Origin of the sequence: Mesorhizobium sp. M0030 (assembly GCF_040323695.1) — a bacterium.
Taxonomy (GTDB): Bacteria; Pseudomonadota; Alphaproteobacteria; order Rhizobiales; family Rhizobiaceae; genus Mesorhizobium.
Genome location: NZ_JAMYVE010000015.1, coordinates 134,911 through 150,994, shown reverse-complemented (window position 1 = coordinate 150,994; position 16,084 = coordinate 134,911). Strand labels below are relative to the sequence as shown.

11 protein-coding genes and 1 pseudogene are annotated in these 16,084 nt (G+C 59.3%); 3 read left to right on the top strand and 9 right to left on the bottom strand.

Features of this window, described 5'->3' with window-relative positions:
* Positions 1–6: 6 nt before the first annotated feature.
* Both fcl and gmd read right to left on the bottom strand, forming a co-directional pair.
* Positions 7–951 (bottom strand): GDP-L-fucose synthase, encoded by a 945-nt coding sequence (gene fcl, locus NKJ80_RS26395; protein ID WP_352498590.1) that lies wholly within the window; start codon positions 949–951, stop codon positions 7–9.
* Complete coding sequence (gene gmd, locus NKJ80_RS26390; RefSeq protein WP_023672397.1) at positions 951–2,021, bottom strand: GDP-mannose 4,6-dehydratase; 1,071 nt, start codon at positions 2,019–2,021, stop codon at positions 951–953. The genes fcl and gmd overlap by 1 nt, the downstream gene beginning before the upstream one ends.
* 995 nt (positions 2,022–3,016) lie before the next feature.
* Between gmd and NKJ80_RS26385 the strand changes: the two genes are divergently transcribed.
* Both NKJ80_RS26385 and NKJ80_RS26380 read left to right on the top strand, forming a co-directional pair.
* The gene (locus tag NKJ80_RS26385; RefSeq protein WP_023708037.1) at positions 3,017–4,003 is read left to right on the top strand and encodes a nodulation protein NodZ; all 987 of its coding nucleotides are present in this window, start codon (positions 3,017–3,019) and stop codon (positions 4,001–4,003) included.
* Between the two features lie 241 nt (positions 4,004–4,244).
* Positions 4,245–5,660, top strand: a complete 1,416-nt coding sequence (locus NKJ80_RS26380) for a mannose-1-phosphate guanylyltransferase/mannose-6-phosphate isomerase (RefSeq protein ID WP_023746212.1) — start codon at positions 4,245–4,247, stop codon at positions 5,658–5,660.
* 198 nt (positions 5,661–5,858) lie between these two features.
* On the opposite strand, the gene NKJ80_RS26375 is transcribed toward NKJ80_RS26380, so the two are convergent.
* From NKJ80_RS26375 to NKJ80_RS26360, 4 genes are all read right to left on the bottom strand, one after another.
* Positions 5,859–7,415, bottom strand: a complete 1,557-nt coding sequence (locus NKJ80_RS26375) for an E2 ligase fold family C protein (protein ID WP_023672400.1) — start codon at positions 7,413–7,415, stop codon at positions 5,859–5,861.
* A gap of 3 nt (positions 7,416–7,418) precedes the next feature.
* Positions 7,419–7,805: a hypothetical protein gene (locus tag NKJ80_RS26370; protein ID WP_245261414.1), complete on the bottom strand. Its 387-nt coding sequence runs from the start codon at positions 7,803–7,805 to the stop codon at positions 7,419–7,421.
* 98 nt (positions 7,806–7,903) lie between these two features.
* On the bottom strand, positions 7,904–8,521 hold the full coding sequence (locus NKJ80_RS26365; RefSeq protein WP_023746214.1) for a putative metal-binding protein: 618 nt from the start codon (positions 8,519–8,521) through the stop codon (positions 7,904–7,906).
* On the bottom strand, positions 8,514–8,810 hold the full coding sequence (locus NKJ80_RS26360; protein WP_023672403.1) for a DUF2604 domain-containing protein: 297 nt from the start codon (positions 8,808–8,810) through the stop codon (positions 8,514–8,516). Before NKJ80_RS26360 ends, NKJ80_RS26365 begins: the two co-directional genes overlap by 8 nt.
* A gap of 244 nt (positions 8,811–9,054) precedes the next feature.
* On the opposite strand from NKJ80_RS26360, the pseudogene NKJ80_RS26355 reads away from it, so the two are divergent.
* Positions 9,055–9,625 (top strand): annotated as a pseudogene (locus NKJ80_RS26355) (DUF6088 family protein).
* 423 nt (positions 9,626–10,048) lie between these two features.
* Here NKJ80_RS26355 and NKJ80_RS26350 read toward each other — a convergent pair.
* The 3 genes from NKJ80_RS26350 to NKJ80_RS26340 all read right to left on the bottom strand — a co-directional run bounded on the left by NKJ80_RS26350 (position 10,049) and on the right by NKJ80_RS26340 (position 16,077).
* Positions 10,049–10,240 (bottom strand): hypothetical protein, encoded by a 192-nt coding sequence (locus NKJ80_RS26350; RefSeq protein WP_023672407.1) that lies wholly within the window; start codon positions 10,238–10,240, stop codon positions 10,049–10,051.
* Between the two features lie 306 nt (positions 10,241–10,546).
* Positions 10,547–13,921 (bottom strand): P-loop domain-containing protein, encoded by a 3,375-nt coding sequence (locus NKJ80_RS26345; protein ID WP_352498589.1) that lies wholly within the window; start codon positions 13,919–13,921, stop codon positions 10,547–10,549.
* Entirely contained in the window at positions 13,918–16,077 is a 2,160-nt protein-coding gene (locus NKJ80_RS26340; RefSeq protein ID WP_023672410.1) for a trypsin-like serine peptidase, read from the bottom strand. Before NKJ80_RS26340 ends, NKJ80_RS26345 begins: the two co-directional genes overlap by 4 nt.
* Positions 16,078–16,084 lie beyond the last annotated feature (7 nt).

The following is a 16,084-nucleotide window of genomic DNA, read 5'->3' as shown; positions in this document are numbered from 1 at the left end:
TCTTATCTATCGCCGTTCGGTGTAGCTCCCGTTCAGAAATGCATGATAGACACTCTCGATGCCTTCCATGAGAGTGATCTTTGCTGCCCATCCCAAAGTGCGCAGCTTGTCGACGCTCATCAGCTTTCGCGGTGTACCGTCAGGTCTAGAGTGATCATGCGCGATCTCCCCAGTAAATCCGACTACACGGCAGATCATTCTGGTCAGCTCTAGGATCGTGATGTCCTGTCCGCAGCCGAGATTGACGTGATCATGGTCAGAGTAGTTCTTCAGAAGGAAGACTAATGCGTCGGCGCAGTCGTCGACGTGCATGAATTCCCGACGTGGTGTGCCCGTGCCCCAGATGGTGATTCGCTTATCATTTATGAGCTTAGCTTCATGCGCTTTCCGGATCAGCGCTGGGATGACGTGGCTTGACTGCAAGTCATAATTGTCGCCTGGCCCGTAGAGATTCGTCGGCATAGCGGAGATGTAGTCGCGGCCATATTGCTGGCGATAGGCTTGAGCCATTTTGATGCCGGTGATCTTGGCGACGGCGTAGCATTCGTTGGTGCGCTCTAGTGGCCCGGTCAAAAGCGCGCTTTCAGGAATGGGCTGTGGTGCCATCTTCGGATAGATGCAAGACGAGCCGAGGAAGAGGACGCGGTCGACATTGTTTTCGTGGGCTGCCGCGAAGATATTGGCCTCGATCATCAGATTGTCGTAAAGAAAGTCGACCGGATAGGTGGCGTTCGCGAGAATACCACCTACCTTTGCCGCCGCCATAATGATAGCGTCCGGTTTCATCACTGCCACGAAGTTTTCAACCTCGGTCTGTCGCTTGAGATCTAGCTCTCCGCGAGGGGCGGCCACAACTTTGCAGTCTTCAGACGCGAGTCGGCGTACAACAGCGCTGCCCACCATACCTTTGTGGCCAGCGACCCACACGGTTTTTCCGTTCAGATCATACATTACGCTTCCTTCATGACTACAGATGTCTGCATGACCTTCAGGTCTTCGCGGACCATTTCCGCAGCAAGGTCGCGCACGGATATCTCATGCACCCAGCCGAGCTTCTCCTTCGCCTTGGTAGCGTCACCCAGGAGAAGATCGACTTCCGTGGGGCGGAAGTAGCGTGGGTCCACTTGGACTAGGCATCTGCCGCTCGCTAGATCATAGCCCTTTTCGTCGACACCCTTGCCCCGCCATTCGATCTCGACGCCGACATCTTCGAAAGCCCACTCGACGAATTGGCGGACAGGAGTCGTTTTGCCCGTAGCCAGCACGTAATCATCCGGTTGATCCTGCTGCATCATCATCCACATACCTCGCACGTACTCACGCGCATGGCCCCAATCGCGTTGAGCATCGAGATTGCCGAGATAAAGCTTGTCCTGCTTGCCCAGGTAAATAGCAGCGGCAGCGCGGGTGATCTTGCGCGTCACAAAAGTTTCGCCACGGAGGGGGCTTTCGTGATTAAAAAGAATGCCGTTGGAAGCGTGCATACCATAGCCCTCACGATAATTGACGACCATCCAGTAGGCGTAGAGCTTGGCGGCGGCGTAAGGGCTGCGCGGATAAAAAGGCGTCGTTTCGTTCTGCGGTACTGACTGCACGAGGCCGTATAGCTCTGACGTCGAGGCTTGATAGAAGCGGGTCTTGTCCGTCAGACCGAGGAGGCGAATCGCCTCAAGAAGTCGCAATGTACCGATACCGTCCGCGTTTGCTGTGTACTCAGGTGTTTCGAACGACACCTGGACATGGCTCTGAGCAGCCAAGTTGTAAATTTCATCTGGCTGAGATTCCTGAACCACGCGGATGAGGTTAGTCGAATCAGTGAGATCACCGTAATGCAAGATTAAGCGCGGATCGGATTCGTGCGGGTCTTGGTAGAGGTCTTCGATACGACCGGTGTTGAAGGAAGAGGAACGTCGCTTAATCCCATGAACGATGTAGTCTTTTTTGAGAAGAAGACGGGCAAGATAGGCACCATCCTGTCCAGTTATGCCCGTAATAAGAGCAACTTTCCTGCTATCACCCATTCTATTCCTGCTCAATTAAAGTTTAAAGTTTCGGCTCCGGCTCGCCACGCCGACACAATGTGCGGCCCGCCCCGTGCCCCATGGAGCACTTCGACAGATGCGGCGCGAAGATCGTCATTGACTGTCCGCCAGCCGAGCACACCTGCTCTGCTTAGAGTCACGAGCAAAAATAGAGTCGCGCCGCTAACCTGTCGGACTCGTACATGCGGTCTGAGTGCCGCTCAGCTCACGCCCTGAGCGACATGTACTCCCAGCACCTTGCAGCTGATTTGCTCTTCTATCAGCGAGTGAGGACGCCTTTCTTTCTTGCTTCAGCGTCTTCTAATGGGAATTGTTTGGATCCGTGAAATCGATTGTTTGGATAAAGTGCATCCACAGAATGGATGGTCTGAGCGAGCAGCGGGGGCGCATCGCCGGCCCGGAGTCGTAGCGCGAGCTTCCGTTCGGGGCGAGGACAAAGTTCGTGGCCGCGAGCGTCACCACAGCATCCGGCACAGGTCGTGCAGAACTTTGGGAGCCGACTGCGGATTCTGTCGATCAGCTGGTTCCAGGCGCGTCGAGCCGTCGACCTCATCTCGCCCGGTACCGGTTGCTGTATGCAGCCTTGCACCCTTGGCGTACGGCGTCGACGGAATGATTTGCTTCGGCAGGCAGTGTCGTAGCGTTTCCGGCTGTTTCGGCTCTATTGACCGGGCCCGCGTCAGCCGAGCCCCTTCATCATGGCATCCAACACATGGATGGCCGGCATCCACTCAATAGATTTTACATATGCGGCGGAGGCCCAGTAGAGAAGGCTGAACCGGAAGCGAGGGCAACCCTAAGCGAGGGCATCGGCTTCAAGCTTTGCGAGCGTCACGGGATTAGTGGGCAGTGCTGAGTGAGCTCTTCTGCCCTATGGCCCGGCCTCTGCCAAGGGCCCGGCGTCAGGGTCTACTAGTGTCGACTAAGGATTCCAAACCGGATGCAACCTCCTCTCCGAAACGAGATTTCCGAAAATGCATGTTAGTGGATTGGAAAAGCGCCGGTTCGTCGTCTCTCGGAGGCGTACGGGGTTCGGTGATTGTCTGTGGTCGTTGGCGGCCGCTTGGCGCTACGCGCAGCGGTCGGGACGAACTCTAGCCATCGACTGGCGGGGGGCCTGCTACCTCGACCAACCCTTCACAAATGCGTTTCCGGTGTTCTTCCAGCCGATCAATGACATCGCTGGGGTGCCGGCTATTTCCGACGACCGGATCAACGACGTTTCCTTCCCTGGTCCATTCTTCCCAGAGTGGTGGAACAGGCCGGCGATCGAGTGCCTTTACCGGCCAGATGAGCAGATTTTCCAAGAGCGCGATGAGTTGGGCGAGCTCTTTCAGGCCGAACACGATGTCGAAGCGAACACAGTAGTGTGTGACGCTTGTCTGATGTGGCGGTGCGATGAGGAAGCAGAGCGGCAGGTGTTCCAGAGTGTCAAGCCTCGGCCAGAAATTCAAGCCCGCATAGATGCCATTTATCAGGAATGTTTTGAGGGGCACAGCATCATCGGGATTCATGTTCGGCACGGCAACGGTGAAGACATCATGGAGCATGCGCCCTACTGGGCCGATCCGGAGCTCGCCGTTCGGCAAGTGTGCGCTGCAATTGAGAAGGCTAAGGCGTTACCGCACCCTAGGCCTGTGCGGCTGTTCTTATGCACGGACAGCGCGCGGATACTGGATCTTCTGTCGGCCAGGTTTCCCGATCTGCTCACTGTCCCGAAGCACTTCGGATCCAATCAAGGTGGCCCCTTACACACTGCAGCACTCGGGATTGACGGCGGAATTTCCGCCCTCGTTGAGATGTATCTTCTCGGGCGCTGCGATACCGTAATTCGGTTTCCCCCGACGAGCGCCTTTACACGATATGCACGTCTATTCGCACCACGGGTAATTGAATTCGATCTGAAGGAGCCAAGTCGTTTGACTTTGATAGAAGACAGCCAAGTCTCTGATCTCAGTTAAGACCCGCGACCTGCGCAATTCGGCAGAGGCAACCAACAGGCTTAGTTGAATGCGCATTTCTCATCGACGCCAGTGGAGGCGTCGTACATTACCGATAGGGTCGTCATCTGGCGCCGCCCGCAACGCGCCAGAACTTCGCTGTTACGCGGGGGGCCGCAGACAAGCCAGAGCGACGGCGATCGTGACGCTGACGCTCGAAAGAACGCGGGCGATCACTCCAGAGACGAAATCGAGGTTAGTTATGAAAGTGATTCCCGTGATCATCAGCGGCGGAGCCGGATCGCGGCTATGGCCCGCCTCAAGGCAATCGCACCCCAAACCTTTCCTCAAAGTAGCGGATGGATATTCTCTCATTCAGCACACTGTGCTGCGCGCCGCTTCGATAGAAGGTGTCGTGGAACTCGTCGCTGTGACATCCGGGGAACACCTCTTCCTGACCAAGGACGAATTTGACGAACTGGATTCCGTGGTCCTGCCACGCACCTTTCTGCTCGAGCCCGAAGCTCGGGATACGGCCGCCGCCGTGGCTGCAGCCGCGATCCATGCGAGGGTAACGCAAGGCCCTGACGCGATCCTGTGCGTTTTCCCGGCCGATCACCTGATTAGCAACCTGCCTGCGTTTCTAGACGTCATGGGCCTGGCCATGGAACATGCGAAGCTCGGGCGGATCGCCACATTGGGCATCACCCCAACCAGACCGGACACGGCATTCGGCTACATCGAAGCAGATGGTGAGAACGTCGTCCGTTTCGTTGAAAAACCGGATCTGGATACAGCCAAAGCCTATGTCGCGTCTCAACGCTTCTTCTGGAACGCCGGCATCTTCTGCTTCAGTGCGCAAACCATGCTCGACGAGATGGTTTTGCATTGTCCCGAGGTGCTCCAGGCCGTCGCCGACAGCTACGAGAACGGCCGCGCCAGTCAATGCCAAGGCTTTGCCAAAATCGAACTCGCGCTTGAGCATTTCGGTTCCGCGCCGCGGATCTCGCTCGACCACGCTGTCATGGAGAAAACTAACAAACTTGCCGTGATTCCCTGCGACATGGATTGGAGCGACATCGGATCTTGGAACGCAATGGCCGATTTGATCGCCCCCGACGAAAGCGGGAACAGGATACACGGCGATGTGCACATGGTCGACACGACCGGCACCTATGTGAGCTCCGACAAGCGCGTCATCGGCACGGTGGGCGTAAGCGATCTGGTGATCGTGGATTCCCCGGACGCTTTGCTTGTCACATCCCGCGACCGCGTTCAGGACGTTAAGAAGCTCTTCGAGTGCCTCAAGGCTTCGGGACATGAAGCTCATCTGGTCCATAGCACGGTACACCGGCCCTGGGGTTCCTATACGGTTCTGGAGGAAGGCGAGCGCTTCAAGATCAAACGCATCGAGGTGAAGCCCGGTCGCCAGTTGAGCCTGCAGATGCACTATCATCGTTCGGAGCACTGGGTCGTGGTCAGCGGCTCCGCCAAGATCGTCAATGGCGAGCAGGAGTTGTTCCTGGGGACAAACGAATCTACTTACATCCCCTGCGGCCATAAGCATCGGCTCGAGAACCCAGGCAGAATTGACCTGGTGATCATCGAAGTGCAGAGCGGCGATTATCTCGCCGAGGATGATATCGTTCGCTTCGACGACGAATATGGTCGAACGTAGATAACAGTACAAAAAAGTTAAACGACGAGGCGTCGCTCAAGGATCTCTGTCGTGGGTTCTGGGCCTGACATTGGCAAGCAGCGGGCCGAGCGTGTCATAGTATCCGCCCCGCGCTCTCCAGGCACTCGATCGTGGTCGAAAACGTCGGTGAGCGCTTGACAGCGCGCCGTCCGCGGTAACGAAGACTTCAGATCTTTCTCAGGCGGACCAGTTGCTCAGCTGTTCAACGGCACAGCCGTATTTCAGCCTGTAGGCGGCAACGAAATCCTCATCGCTGCAGATGCAGCGGCCGCTGGAATCTTTGGCTTTCGGATCATGGAGGTGAGAACCAAGGGGGCGCAGTAGATTCACGCGAGTGCTGGTCGTCGGACTCATCGGAAAACCCGCACTATGCTTGACCAGGTCTGCGGCAAGCATGATCCCGGCAAGCGCTGATTGAAAGGCCATCGGAACCACGGTTCGAAGGAGACGACTTCCATCGCTAAGCTGGAACACCAGGCCGCCGCAGATAACCTGCTGATAAAAGGAACGGAGGGGCTGGCCAACAAACGCGGCGAGCGGCTCAAACGGCACAGCCATCGCCGTAGCCACCCGAGCTACGAACTCATTGGGGACTCCGGTATTGGTCTGCAGGAGCGTTTTTACCTCCTCGTGTGCTTCCGGCATTCCGAGTTCCTCCGCGACCAGTTGGTGTTCGTCCTTGGATTTCCCGGTCGGCATGTACATGCAGCAAAGGCAAGCCTGGCCGTCATCGAAACCATGCCGCGAGATGCCTAGATCTTGCTCCTGAGTCCAGGCGTTCGCGATCCATCGGGGCAGAGCACCTTGGACAGCTAGACGGTCGGCGGCGGTGTCAAGCGCCACACCCACTCGGTCGAATACCCAATCGCCCCGGCGCGCAACATATTCTGCCCACTTCATAGGGTGCGCCTCCACTTCAAGGGCGGTGGACCGAAGGGCGTGGGTTGCTAGGGCCGCCTTAGAGAGGCCGACCTCCGCCTGACCTGCCAACACGTAGCGCTGCAGGTTTGAGAGTTCGATAGCTTCGTGATCAACTACATGCAGGCGCCCCGACAGACCGGATTGCCTCGCCAGCGCCCAGAGCGAGCCATGGCCTATCGCGCCGAGCCCAACGAGGTGCGTTTCGCCAAGGTCGACAGGGAAATTTAAGGGGCTGGAATCGCCGGCGTTGCTCTTGTTGTAGGTGCATAAAGAGAGGTCGATGTTCTCGTCCAGCTCGGCGCCGGTCAACTGGGAAGCAAAGACGGTTCGAAAGACGTTGGCGGCGGCAAAGCAGCTTGCGGCGCCGGCTCCATAGGGCAGCAAGCTCGAGCCAGAGCCCACCGGGTCCGTACGCGACAGCTTTGCCGCCCAACCCTGCGATCCCATGAAAAACGTTGGGCACCGAAGTGATGGGTGCACCGCGCCTGCAGCTACACAGACCGTCGCATACTTGCCGGAACGCCGGATGCTGATTTTTGGATTGATCGACTTTGCCAAGCGCTCGAGCGCTTGGGCTTGAGAGCTCGCGGCCATGTCCAGGGGGAGTATGGCCAGAACCGGATAAAGTCTGGCAAGCAACCTGACCGTAAGGTCAAGCGTCGCCTGGCCCTCGGCACACGAAGCGGCTTGGCTGTCGAAGGCCACAGCCACGACCTGCTTTTCGAGGGCTGCTTTGAAGTCGCATAGATGAAAGTCGGCCAGCACCTGAGAAGCTGCCGTGGCGGCGCGGTCGATGAAGTTAGCGAGTGCCATCGTTCAACCCGTTATCGTGATCATCCGCCTGAGTGCCGCGGATGGGACCTCATTCCAGTTCGCCTTCGCGTCAAGTCGATAGGCGGCGACCCGAGCAAGATCGAAAGGCTCGCGGGCGAAATTGGGCACCACCAGCGACAGACACCCAACCGTCGTAGCGACCGCGTAGGCGTCGTCGGTCGTCGAATGGTAGGCTCGGCCCGGATGGCTATGGATCTGGGCGAAGAGTTTAAGGCTGCTCTTGTAGAGCCAGACATTGAGCCGGTGTAGTTCTTCGGCCGGAACTATCACGCAAACGCCGTCGCCCGTCCGAATGTGACGCTGTGCCGGTATAACGGTCTCTGTTACGCCAAAGTGCTGGTCCTGCTGAACGCCGACCCAGAGCGCCATCCCCTCATGGCCCTGTCGCCCAACTGAGCGCAGGTGCGCCTGGACACTTGAAAGACAGTCTCGGGGAAGAGCGACTGTCCCGACATCCTTGAGCTCGGTCATTCTGGAATGGCGGGTAGGGGTGCTATCATGGCTCCCACTGAGATTTGGAACTGATACTGAAGCTGCTCCACGGGACCGGTCCCGTACTTGATGATCTTGTCCAGGATGAAGGCCAAACAGCCTTCGCCAGAACCCCGGTGGAGAAGCCATGAATCACCTGAATGGGCTGGATTGTCGTGGTATTCCCGGACGCCTGACATGCACAGGAATGGCGTGTGTTCCGCACTGTTGGCCTGGATGAAGTCCGACAGCGACAGAGCGTTCTGCTGCATGAGGACCAAAATCATATCCGGTGGGGTTCCGGGTAGATGCGGTCGTCTCAGCATCCTGAGCAGCAAATCCTTCCGGGCAATCGGCCGGCGTATAAAGGGGTCTACGAAGACCACCGACGGAGGTCGGAGGTCGTAATTGGAGAAGTCGATCTCGACAGCTGCACCGATGATCTGTGGCTTTATCTTCGGCGGTACGAAGATGAAGAAGGCCGTCGGGAAGCTCGCCTCGATTAGGAAACAACCCTGAGCCCGGTAAATACCTGCTTGTGTTTGGAACCAGCCGATCTGCCGACCGAACTTCGCTCGGGACACCTCCGGGTCCACAGTTTGGAGTTCAGGCACCTGCGACGCCCGCCTTCAGGCTGAGGAACAGGGTCACAGTGGTCGCGAAACCGAAATCGCCAACTTTTTTGTCGACGTCGAGCAAGGTGCCGGCCTCGTCCTTGAATTCCCAATTCTCGGCCGGTTGGGCGACGTTCTGCGTATTTTCAAGCGCTTTGGTGCGGACGACGTGAAGCGGCTGGTTGGGATTGGCTTCGACCTGTGTGGGCTGGCCGTTCACCACCACCGTGATCTCGATCTTCCCGGGGCCGCCGCCGTGATTTTCGCCCTTGCCCGAATCCTTCGACATTGTCCTACTCCTGTGGCTTACCAACGGGCCCCAAGCCGCCAGTGCAGACCTGCTAGTGAGCGGGCTGGCGGTCCTCAATCGTCCACTCGGCGCCACGGACCGCGAGTACGCGAAAGACAAGGGATAACATCGAATCGATGCTGTCTCCTTTTATGGGGACTTGTGCGGCAAGTAAACGGCCGAAACTGCTCTTCACAACTATAATCGATTTGAGCATTGGCAAAATACCGGCCCCCACCTATTCATAAACCCGCCGCCGCTTGCTCATTCCACTGGCCGCGTGCAACTCGGGCACTCAGTGATTCAGTTGGCAACATGCAAAATGGACCCACGCCCCAATATCCAACGTCGAAGTCGGCAATACCCCCGCAAGTTGTCCCTGCTCGTTTGGAATAACGCGCCTGGGTTGGGCCCGCTCTCGCCCTCTCCTGACAACGTCGCCCAGGCCCTCGCTCGCGAGATCGGCTCGCGGGTGCAGATCGCGGGCGCTCGCGCTGCGAGCGTGCTTGGCCTCTGACGCAAGTTCCGGCCAGGAGCACTTACCTGGCCGATGGCCTTCTCGTCGCGTTGTTGTGGATCTGCGTCACGCCTCCCCGAAGCATCTGATCGCCCCGGGCAGCGCCGCTGGCACCGTCGTGCACGCTCTGCGTCACCTGGATCCAATGCTTGCGCACGACGTTGCCCAGGTGGCCGCGCGCCAGCTATCGGTGAGCGACAAGAAAGCACTTGTCGCTGGCGCCACTCGGGCACCTGCATGGATGCGGCCGACGCTCGTCGCCATCGCCAACAACGCAAGTGGTGCCCTTGGTGGATAAGGTTGCCCTCTTGCCGTCCGAAATGCGACTGCGGACCTGCGCTCCGACTACCGTGGCATGCCGCCGTATGTTCGATGAAAAGCCACTGTCGTGCGACGAAGTCGTTTCGCGTCACCGGAAATTTAAAGAAACCACCAATGCCTCGTCGCCCGTTCTGCAGAAGCCGGACGAGTAATTCAAGTCTGAGCAGCGTACGGCCGAATACAGGGCCCGTTCCAATTGGGGCAATCGGCCGGCACTGGCGGTGGCGTGATGGCGACAGGAACAGTTCTCGATCTTTTTACTTCGCCAACCACTGCTTTGCGCCCCCGTCTCGGCCGTCCAGGGCCTCGTAGCCGCCGCCTGAAAGCGGACGTCCCCGACAGCGAAATTCAGTTCGAGTGTGTGCTTGAGCGGACAAGTTTGTCTTCGGATCGCTCTATCTTAGCAGGGGCGCCACGAACCCACGGTCGATCGATTTGGTTGCGCCGCCGCCAGATCTCGGCCAGAGGAGGTCTCGTGGCGCATGAGAGAGCGCTCTATGGCGCGGATGATCGCGATCAGCAGCAGATTGATCACGAGGTAGAGCACGCCGGCAATGGCGAAGATCTCGAAAATCGCGAAGGTCTGGCTCATCAGCCGCTTGGCGAGGTGAAGCCGTCGAGAACTGGCGCGGCGTCGCTGCTGAAGCCGGCATCGGCAAGGCCGAAGTCAACCGCATGGCGTCGGCGTTCGAACACGACGACCTGTCCCAGGCGCTTGCGTAGAAGTGTACATCCCTGAAACGCAGGCGCTTCTCGGGCTGACAGCGTAACGCCGGTGGAACGCCTGGTCGGCACAGGAAGCGCCCGAGCCGGCCCGGGCCGATGGACGGAGGCGGGATCATGCGCAGCCGGTTCTTGAGACCGCGAACGCCACATTTGTTCGGGCATCTGGCCATTGTCACCCGTTGCTAGTATGCCCGGGAACGACCATCTCGACATTTACCATTTTCGTGCGTGCCTGCCGTCGGATCTTGTCCAAACTCTGGATGTCAACATTTCGATTGGCATCGATCAACTCGCACAGGCGCCGAACTACAGTATCAAAGTCGCCCGCACGATCAGCAAGCATCAAGTATTCGATCAGGTCCGCAGGTATCCGTGAGCGCCGTAGCGTCGACGTGATCTGGCCGAAGAACCCCTGGCGCCCGGGGTCGTATCGATCTGATGAAACCTCCTGCCCTACCACCTGTTGCCAAGTTTGGGGCAAGCAGGCGTTGAGCAAATAGGCGAACGGCACGATCCACTCAGGCTGCCTGACGGAACAGTACTGTCGCGCGAAACACTGAATTCGGCTGCGGTCACCCCAGGTCGCGATCGCGCTCAAAAGGGTTGTCGCCTCAGCGATGACGTCGCGCTCCTTGAGTATCTGCCTTGGAACCTCCGCCATCGAGCCGCGCTCGATAGCGTCTCTATGCTCGGTTGCAAGAGCGCGGAATTTGTCGGAGGCTCCGCGTCCGCGCGAACCGCTGCCGCCCGCCCAGTGGACGAGAATGGCATATTCGGCAAATGAGATTCCGCCCAGTATGCGATCCTTTTCCGCCTTTGCCCAGATCGTCAGTGCAGTGCCTTGGGTTTCGAAACCGACCTGCAGCAGGAATCGTAGCGAGCATTCCCGCATACGGCCCTGGCCGGAAGCGCCGGCGAGCGAATCGCCGAGGCGCCATTCGATGTGGGCGAAAAGCGTGGGGTCGTAGAGTCCTGCGGTGATCAACGACTGCGTCAGCGCATGCCAGTTGTCGTTGCCGCGGCTGCTGTACAGCGAATCGATCAACGCAGGATAGCGTTGGGTCCAATACGCTGGCGGGCGTTCGCCGGCAAGCGAGAGCTGGGCTACGTAGAATGCGAATTGGGTGAGATCGAACTGGGCCGAGGGGATCACCAGAGCGGCCGGGTCGAGGCGCGACCAGAATCCGCATTTGATCTGGATTGCCTGCCAAGCACTCTGCTGTCCAACATCGTCGGACGAGGCCGGCCTGTCGCGCTCGGCCAGAAGCTGTACACGCGGCTCGATCCTGCGGTCGTTTATGCCGCGCAGACCGCTGCCGGTGCGACCGAGATGCTCCCACAAGAGATCATCCGGGAGCTGACTCATATGGTCGAATTCGAGTGATCGTTTGCCAAACTTCGCTTGAATCAGATTCCAGGCTGGAGAACCGGTTTCGAAATCCTGGATGTCGACCACGAACTCGGGGAGGTAACCGTGAAGGCTCCGATCCGAGTAGATTTCCTCTTTGTCGCCCCGCAGCAGGACATAGTATACGTGCTCGACGGGGTCCCGGTCGGCGTAGTAAACAATCAGCGCCTCGACTACCCGGTTGAACCTCTCCGGATCGCGGCGGCGCATCAGCGGGAGCGTGCGCGCCCTGAGTTCCCTGCGGTGACGAATGCTGTCACCGCCGGGCTGTCCTTCGACGAGCCATGTCTCCCGGGACAAGAGATCAAAAGCCACCTCAGCTTCCGACGCATCAAGTCCGCAGACCGGCGCCAGCACCTCCCGCGCCATGTGGCGCGTGACGTTGCGCGCAACCAGCCCGGGCCATGCAAGCTTGCGGGCGCGTTCGTCGCGGACATGGTCCAGGATGCGCCGCTCATAGAGTGCGGCGACGAACTTGTCGTCGGCGCTTTCGCCCAGCCGGACGATGTCGTCGACGACGGTCGCTCGCATGTCGGGCTTCGTGTCGCGCACCATCTCGACCGCTACTCGCAGGCTGAGCGGCTCCCGGCGGCTGTCGGGGTCCTTCTTGCGCCCCGCAATCCGCCGCGACCAGCTTTCAACCCATTCATTGGGGAGCAGGTCTTTGCCCAACTGCTCGACCATGCCCCGCGCGTCGTCTACTGAGAGCGGTTGTAGCTTCAGCGGGGTGACCTCAAACGCATCGCCGACCGAAAGCTGGTCGACACCAGACCTTCCCGCGGCAACAACGCAGAATTCGAGAAATGGATCCTCGGAATCGGCGCCCAGGGTACGCAGCAAGATGACGACGCCCTCCGTCGCTGCCAGGTCGGACTCCACTATCTCCAGCGTGTCGAGCACCAGCAGGAACGTCGCGGCGCCATTCAACCTGAGCGCAGTTCTGATGATGCTGCGAAACGTCTTGCACCATTGCCTGAGGTCGCCGGTCGCCCGGCCCATGAGCGACTGCCGCATTTGTTCGCTCAATTGATGGAGAGCCTGCTCAGCGTTCGGATACTGGAAGGACAGTTGACGGCAGATTTCCAGCAGCATCAAGCCGGGGCCGCGAGGCTGGACATCCGAGCGATCGAAGTCGAGATACGCGAACGGAAATTGCTGCCGGGAAAGCGTCGCATGATCGTAGAGGAACTTCGCCACCAGCGCCGTCTTGCCTAGGCCGCCGCGCGCGACAAGAGAAAGCAGCCTCGGCTTGCTGCGGATTACGCGATGAAAGCCGCGGCTGGCCGATTCCAGGACGGAGTGCGAAGCCAGCTCATCGACAACGCTGCGCAAAATGAGCAGTTCCTCGGCCCGCCCGACGAACCGGTCTCCCACGCTCTTTGGCGCTTTGGCCGGATCTACTCCGATCAGAATGCCGAGCGGGATCAGGATTTCCGCCAGGCCGGCACGTCGCCGGCATTCCGCCAGCGAGGGGACGGAGGGCGAGATGTTCATGACGCCCTCGAGTTCTTCGCGGGCGGCCGTGATCGCACGGCGGTGATTGGCCAAGAGCGCATCCGAGACGCTGCGTCCGCGGAGGAATTCGCGCAGATACGTGTCGGCGAGTTTCTCGAGCTCGGCGTTCGGGGTCGACAGCATGGCGCGGTCGTCGGCCTCGTACTCACCAAGCAAGCTAGGCAGCGCGAGTGTCGCGTCGACCGAATTCAGCAATCGCTGTCGCTCGGCATTCAAAAGACGCAGGTGTTTGGCGCCCGAAGCAGAAACAAGAACCGACTGGCGAAGCAGCCATGCTCGCGTCCTGACGTCAGGGTTTAGTGCGTCGAGGTGGTAATTGTAGCTGATGGCCGCGCGCAGCAACGCCCCAGAAATATCAAGCGGGGGTGTCGCGGCATCGGCAGGCGTGGACAGGCCCGCTGCCTCAAGCGCCGGCAAGTCGGGACCGCCTTTCTGCGCTCCGAACTCCGACACGTCCGAGCCTGGTCGTGCCGGCTCGAACGATGGTAGGTTGGGGCCCGTCCACGCCGCGTCGAACCGAACGATCGTCTCCAGAGCAGTCTTTCCGACCGCTTTCTCCAACTGGTCGCGAATGTCCGACCTTGCGAGGAGATTGGTCAGATAGTCGGCGGAGAGGCTTTTCATAGCTTGTGCCCGCTGCTCTGGTAGGCGCCGGCAATGAGATTTGCCAGAATCTGCTGACAAACGCTCAACGGCGTGTGGTCAAGATTGCCCTTTGCGTGTTCGCCCTGCAGAACGCCGGGCACCAGCAGCAGTACGCCCGATGCAAGGGCGAGCGGATCCTGCAGGATGCCGGCCTCGTCAAAAGCTGCCTGAAATGTGGCCGAGATATGCTGGACTTGCACGTCGGCCGGAGAAAACGTCTCGACGGACATGTCTTGCGAGGTCAGGAACTCTGGAACGGCTCCTAGGAATAACCACTGCAGCTCGGCGCGCACGTCCGTCACCGCACCCTCATCAATGTCGGCGCCGATAAGGCCGGCTGTGAACTTGCGGACCTGAGATGACAGCGGACGCTGGTCGAGGTCGTCCAACAGTATCCAAGTTTTCGCCCATTTCACGGACGACACCATCACCGGCGGATTCGCATTTGCGATGGCGAGATCCTCTTGTGTGTTGGGACGCCCGAGCGCGATGTTGTCCTGAACAATTCGTTTCAAGACTTCGGTCGTGTTGACCGTGGTCGTGCGGTGCGCGGCGAGCCGCTTGGAAAACCACTCCGGCATCTCCTGGGATTCCCAGCGATCGACCTTGTCCCCGTCCTTGGCGTCTTTTGGCAAGTCAACGCTGGGCCTTGGTGGGAAGGCGCCAAGGTCTTCCTTCGACATCCCGAATCCGGCTGCGAGCGCGAGCACGAAGTCCTCCAGAGTTTCGGGAATGAGCTCGGTGTCGCCGCCCAACACGATAATATTCTGCGTTCCATCGGCCGCCAGAAAGGTCCTCACGATGTCCGCCGTGAACGACTTTCCGGCACCCTTCTGTGGCGCATCGGCGACATAAACCCTGTTGCTGCGGCTCCTTGTCTGGGGCGATGGACTTGTCGCGTTGTCGAGCCACGTCTGAAGCTTATCCCTGCCCAGCACCGGGACCAAGGCACTTCCGGGCCGTGTCACGCGCCAGATCGATTTTGCCGCTCGCTGCACGGAGTTGATCGGAAGATGTGTGAGGACTTTCGGATGGATTGCATCGATGCGGACGGCCAGATTTCCCTTGAGTACCCCTGCAGGCCTGTATGCAGCGCTGTGGATGCCGATCAGTTCCATCCGGCTGTTGAGACAGGGGGCGCCAGAAGAGCCCTCGTCAGTTTCCAACTCGTAGATCACACGGGTGTTGGGATCCCAGTTGCCGAGTATCCTGCCGAATGCGTGCTGCATTGACATGCCTTGCGGATGCTGCGGCATGACGACCTGGCTCTCGACTGCGTAGGCCGGCGGCGCAGGCATGTCCACGGCGAACCAGCCACGTCGCGCCCTGAAGCCGCCGCTGACGGGAAGGTTTCCAACAGCTTCGTCCAGCCTGATAAGCCCGAAATCAAGATCGGTTGCCAGCTGCGCGAGCTCTTCGTCGTTCAGCGCCGCCACGGTGCCCGCCCATGGAACGGGCGAGCTTTGTGCAACCAACCAGTTGGTTGGGTGCAATCCAACCACGCGCACGCCATGGAGATTGGCGAGGTCGGCCGTGCCCTGAATCGGATCACCCGCCCAATAGTCGAAAACGACCTTAAACGATTGAGGCACCTGGGCGGACCGACCTGATGAAAGCAGTGGGTCGAAGGTGTGTAGAGCCGTCAAGATCAGGTCGGGACCCACGAGAAAGGCGGTCCCGCTTGTCGAGACAGCTTGACCTTGGGCGTTGAGGAATGTTCCCACCACAATGGCCACCCGTGGGCGGACCTTGGTAAACAGCTCTGAAAGTCCTCGGTCGGTGATGAAATGGCTGCGCTTTTTCAGCAGCGCCTGGAGGGCGTTTGGCGGCGCGGCCGGCATTCGAACCGATCGCGCCAATGCCGCTATCCTTTCCTGGTGATCCCCCGACCATGAGATTTCGAAGAAGAGCCTCTCGGCGAGATCGCACGCAAGTCCCCTTTCGTTGAATTCATGAAGGAGCGCCCGAAACAGGGCAAGCACGGGGTCAGCCTGCCCGGCGGACTTCTCCTTCACGAACGCCTCGTAGTCGGGAACAATCTCGAAGGCGCGCACTTCCCGTTCAAGACGGCTCGGCGCGACGTCACGCGCGCACGCAGTGGCAAAGACGTCCAGTTCTGCTGGCGTCAGCTTCATGTTCGCA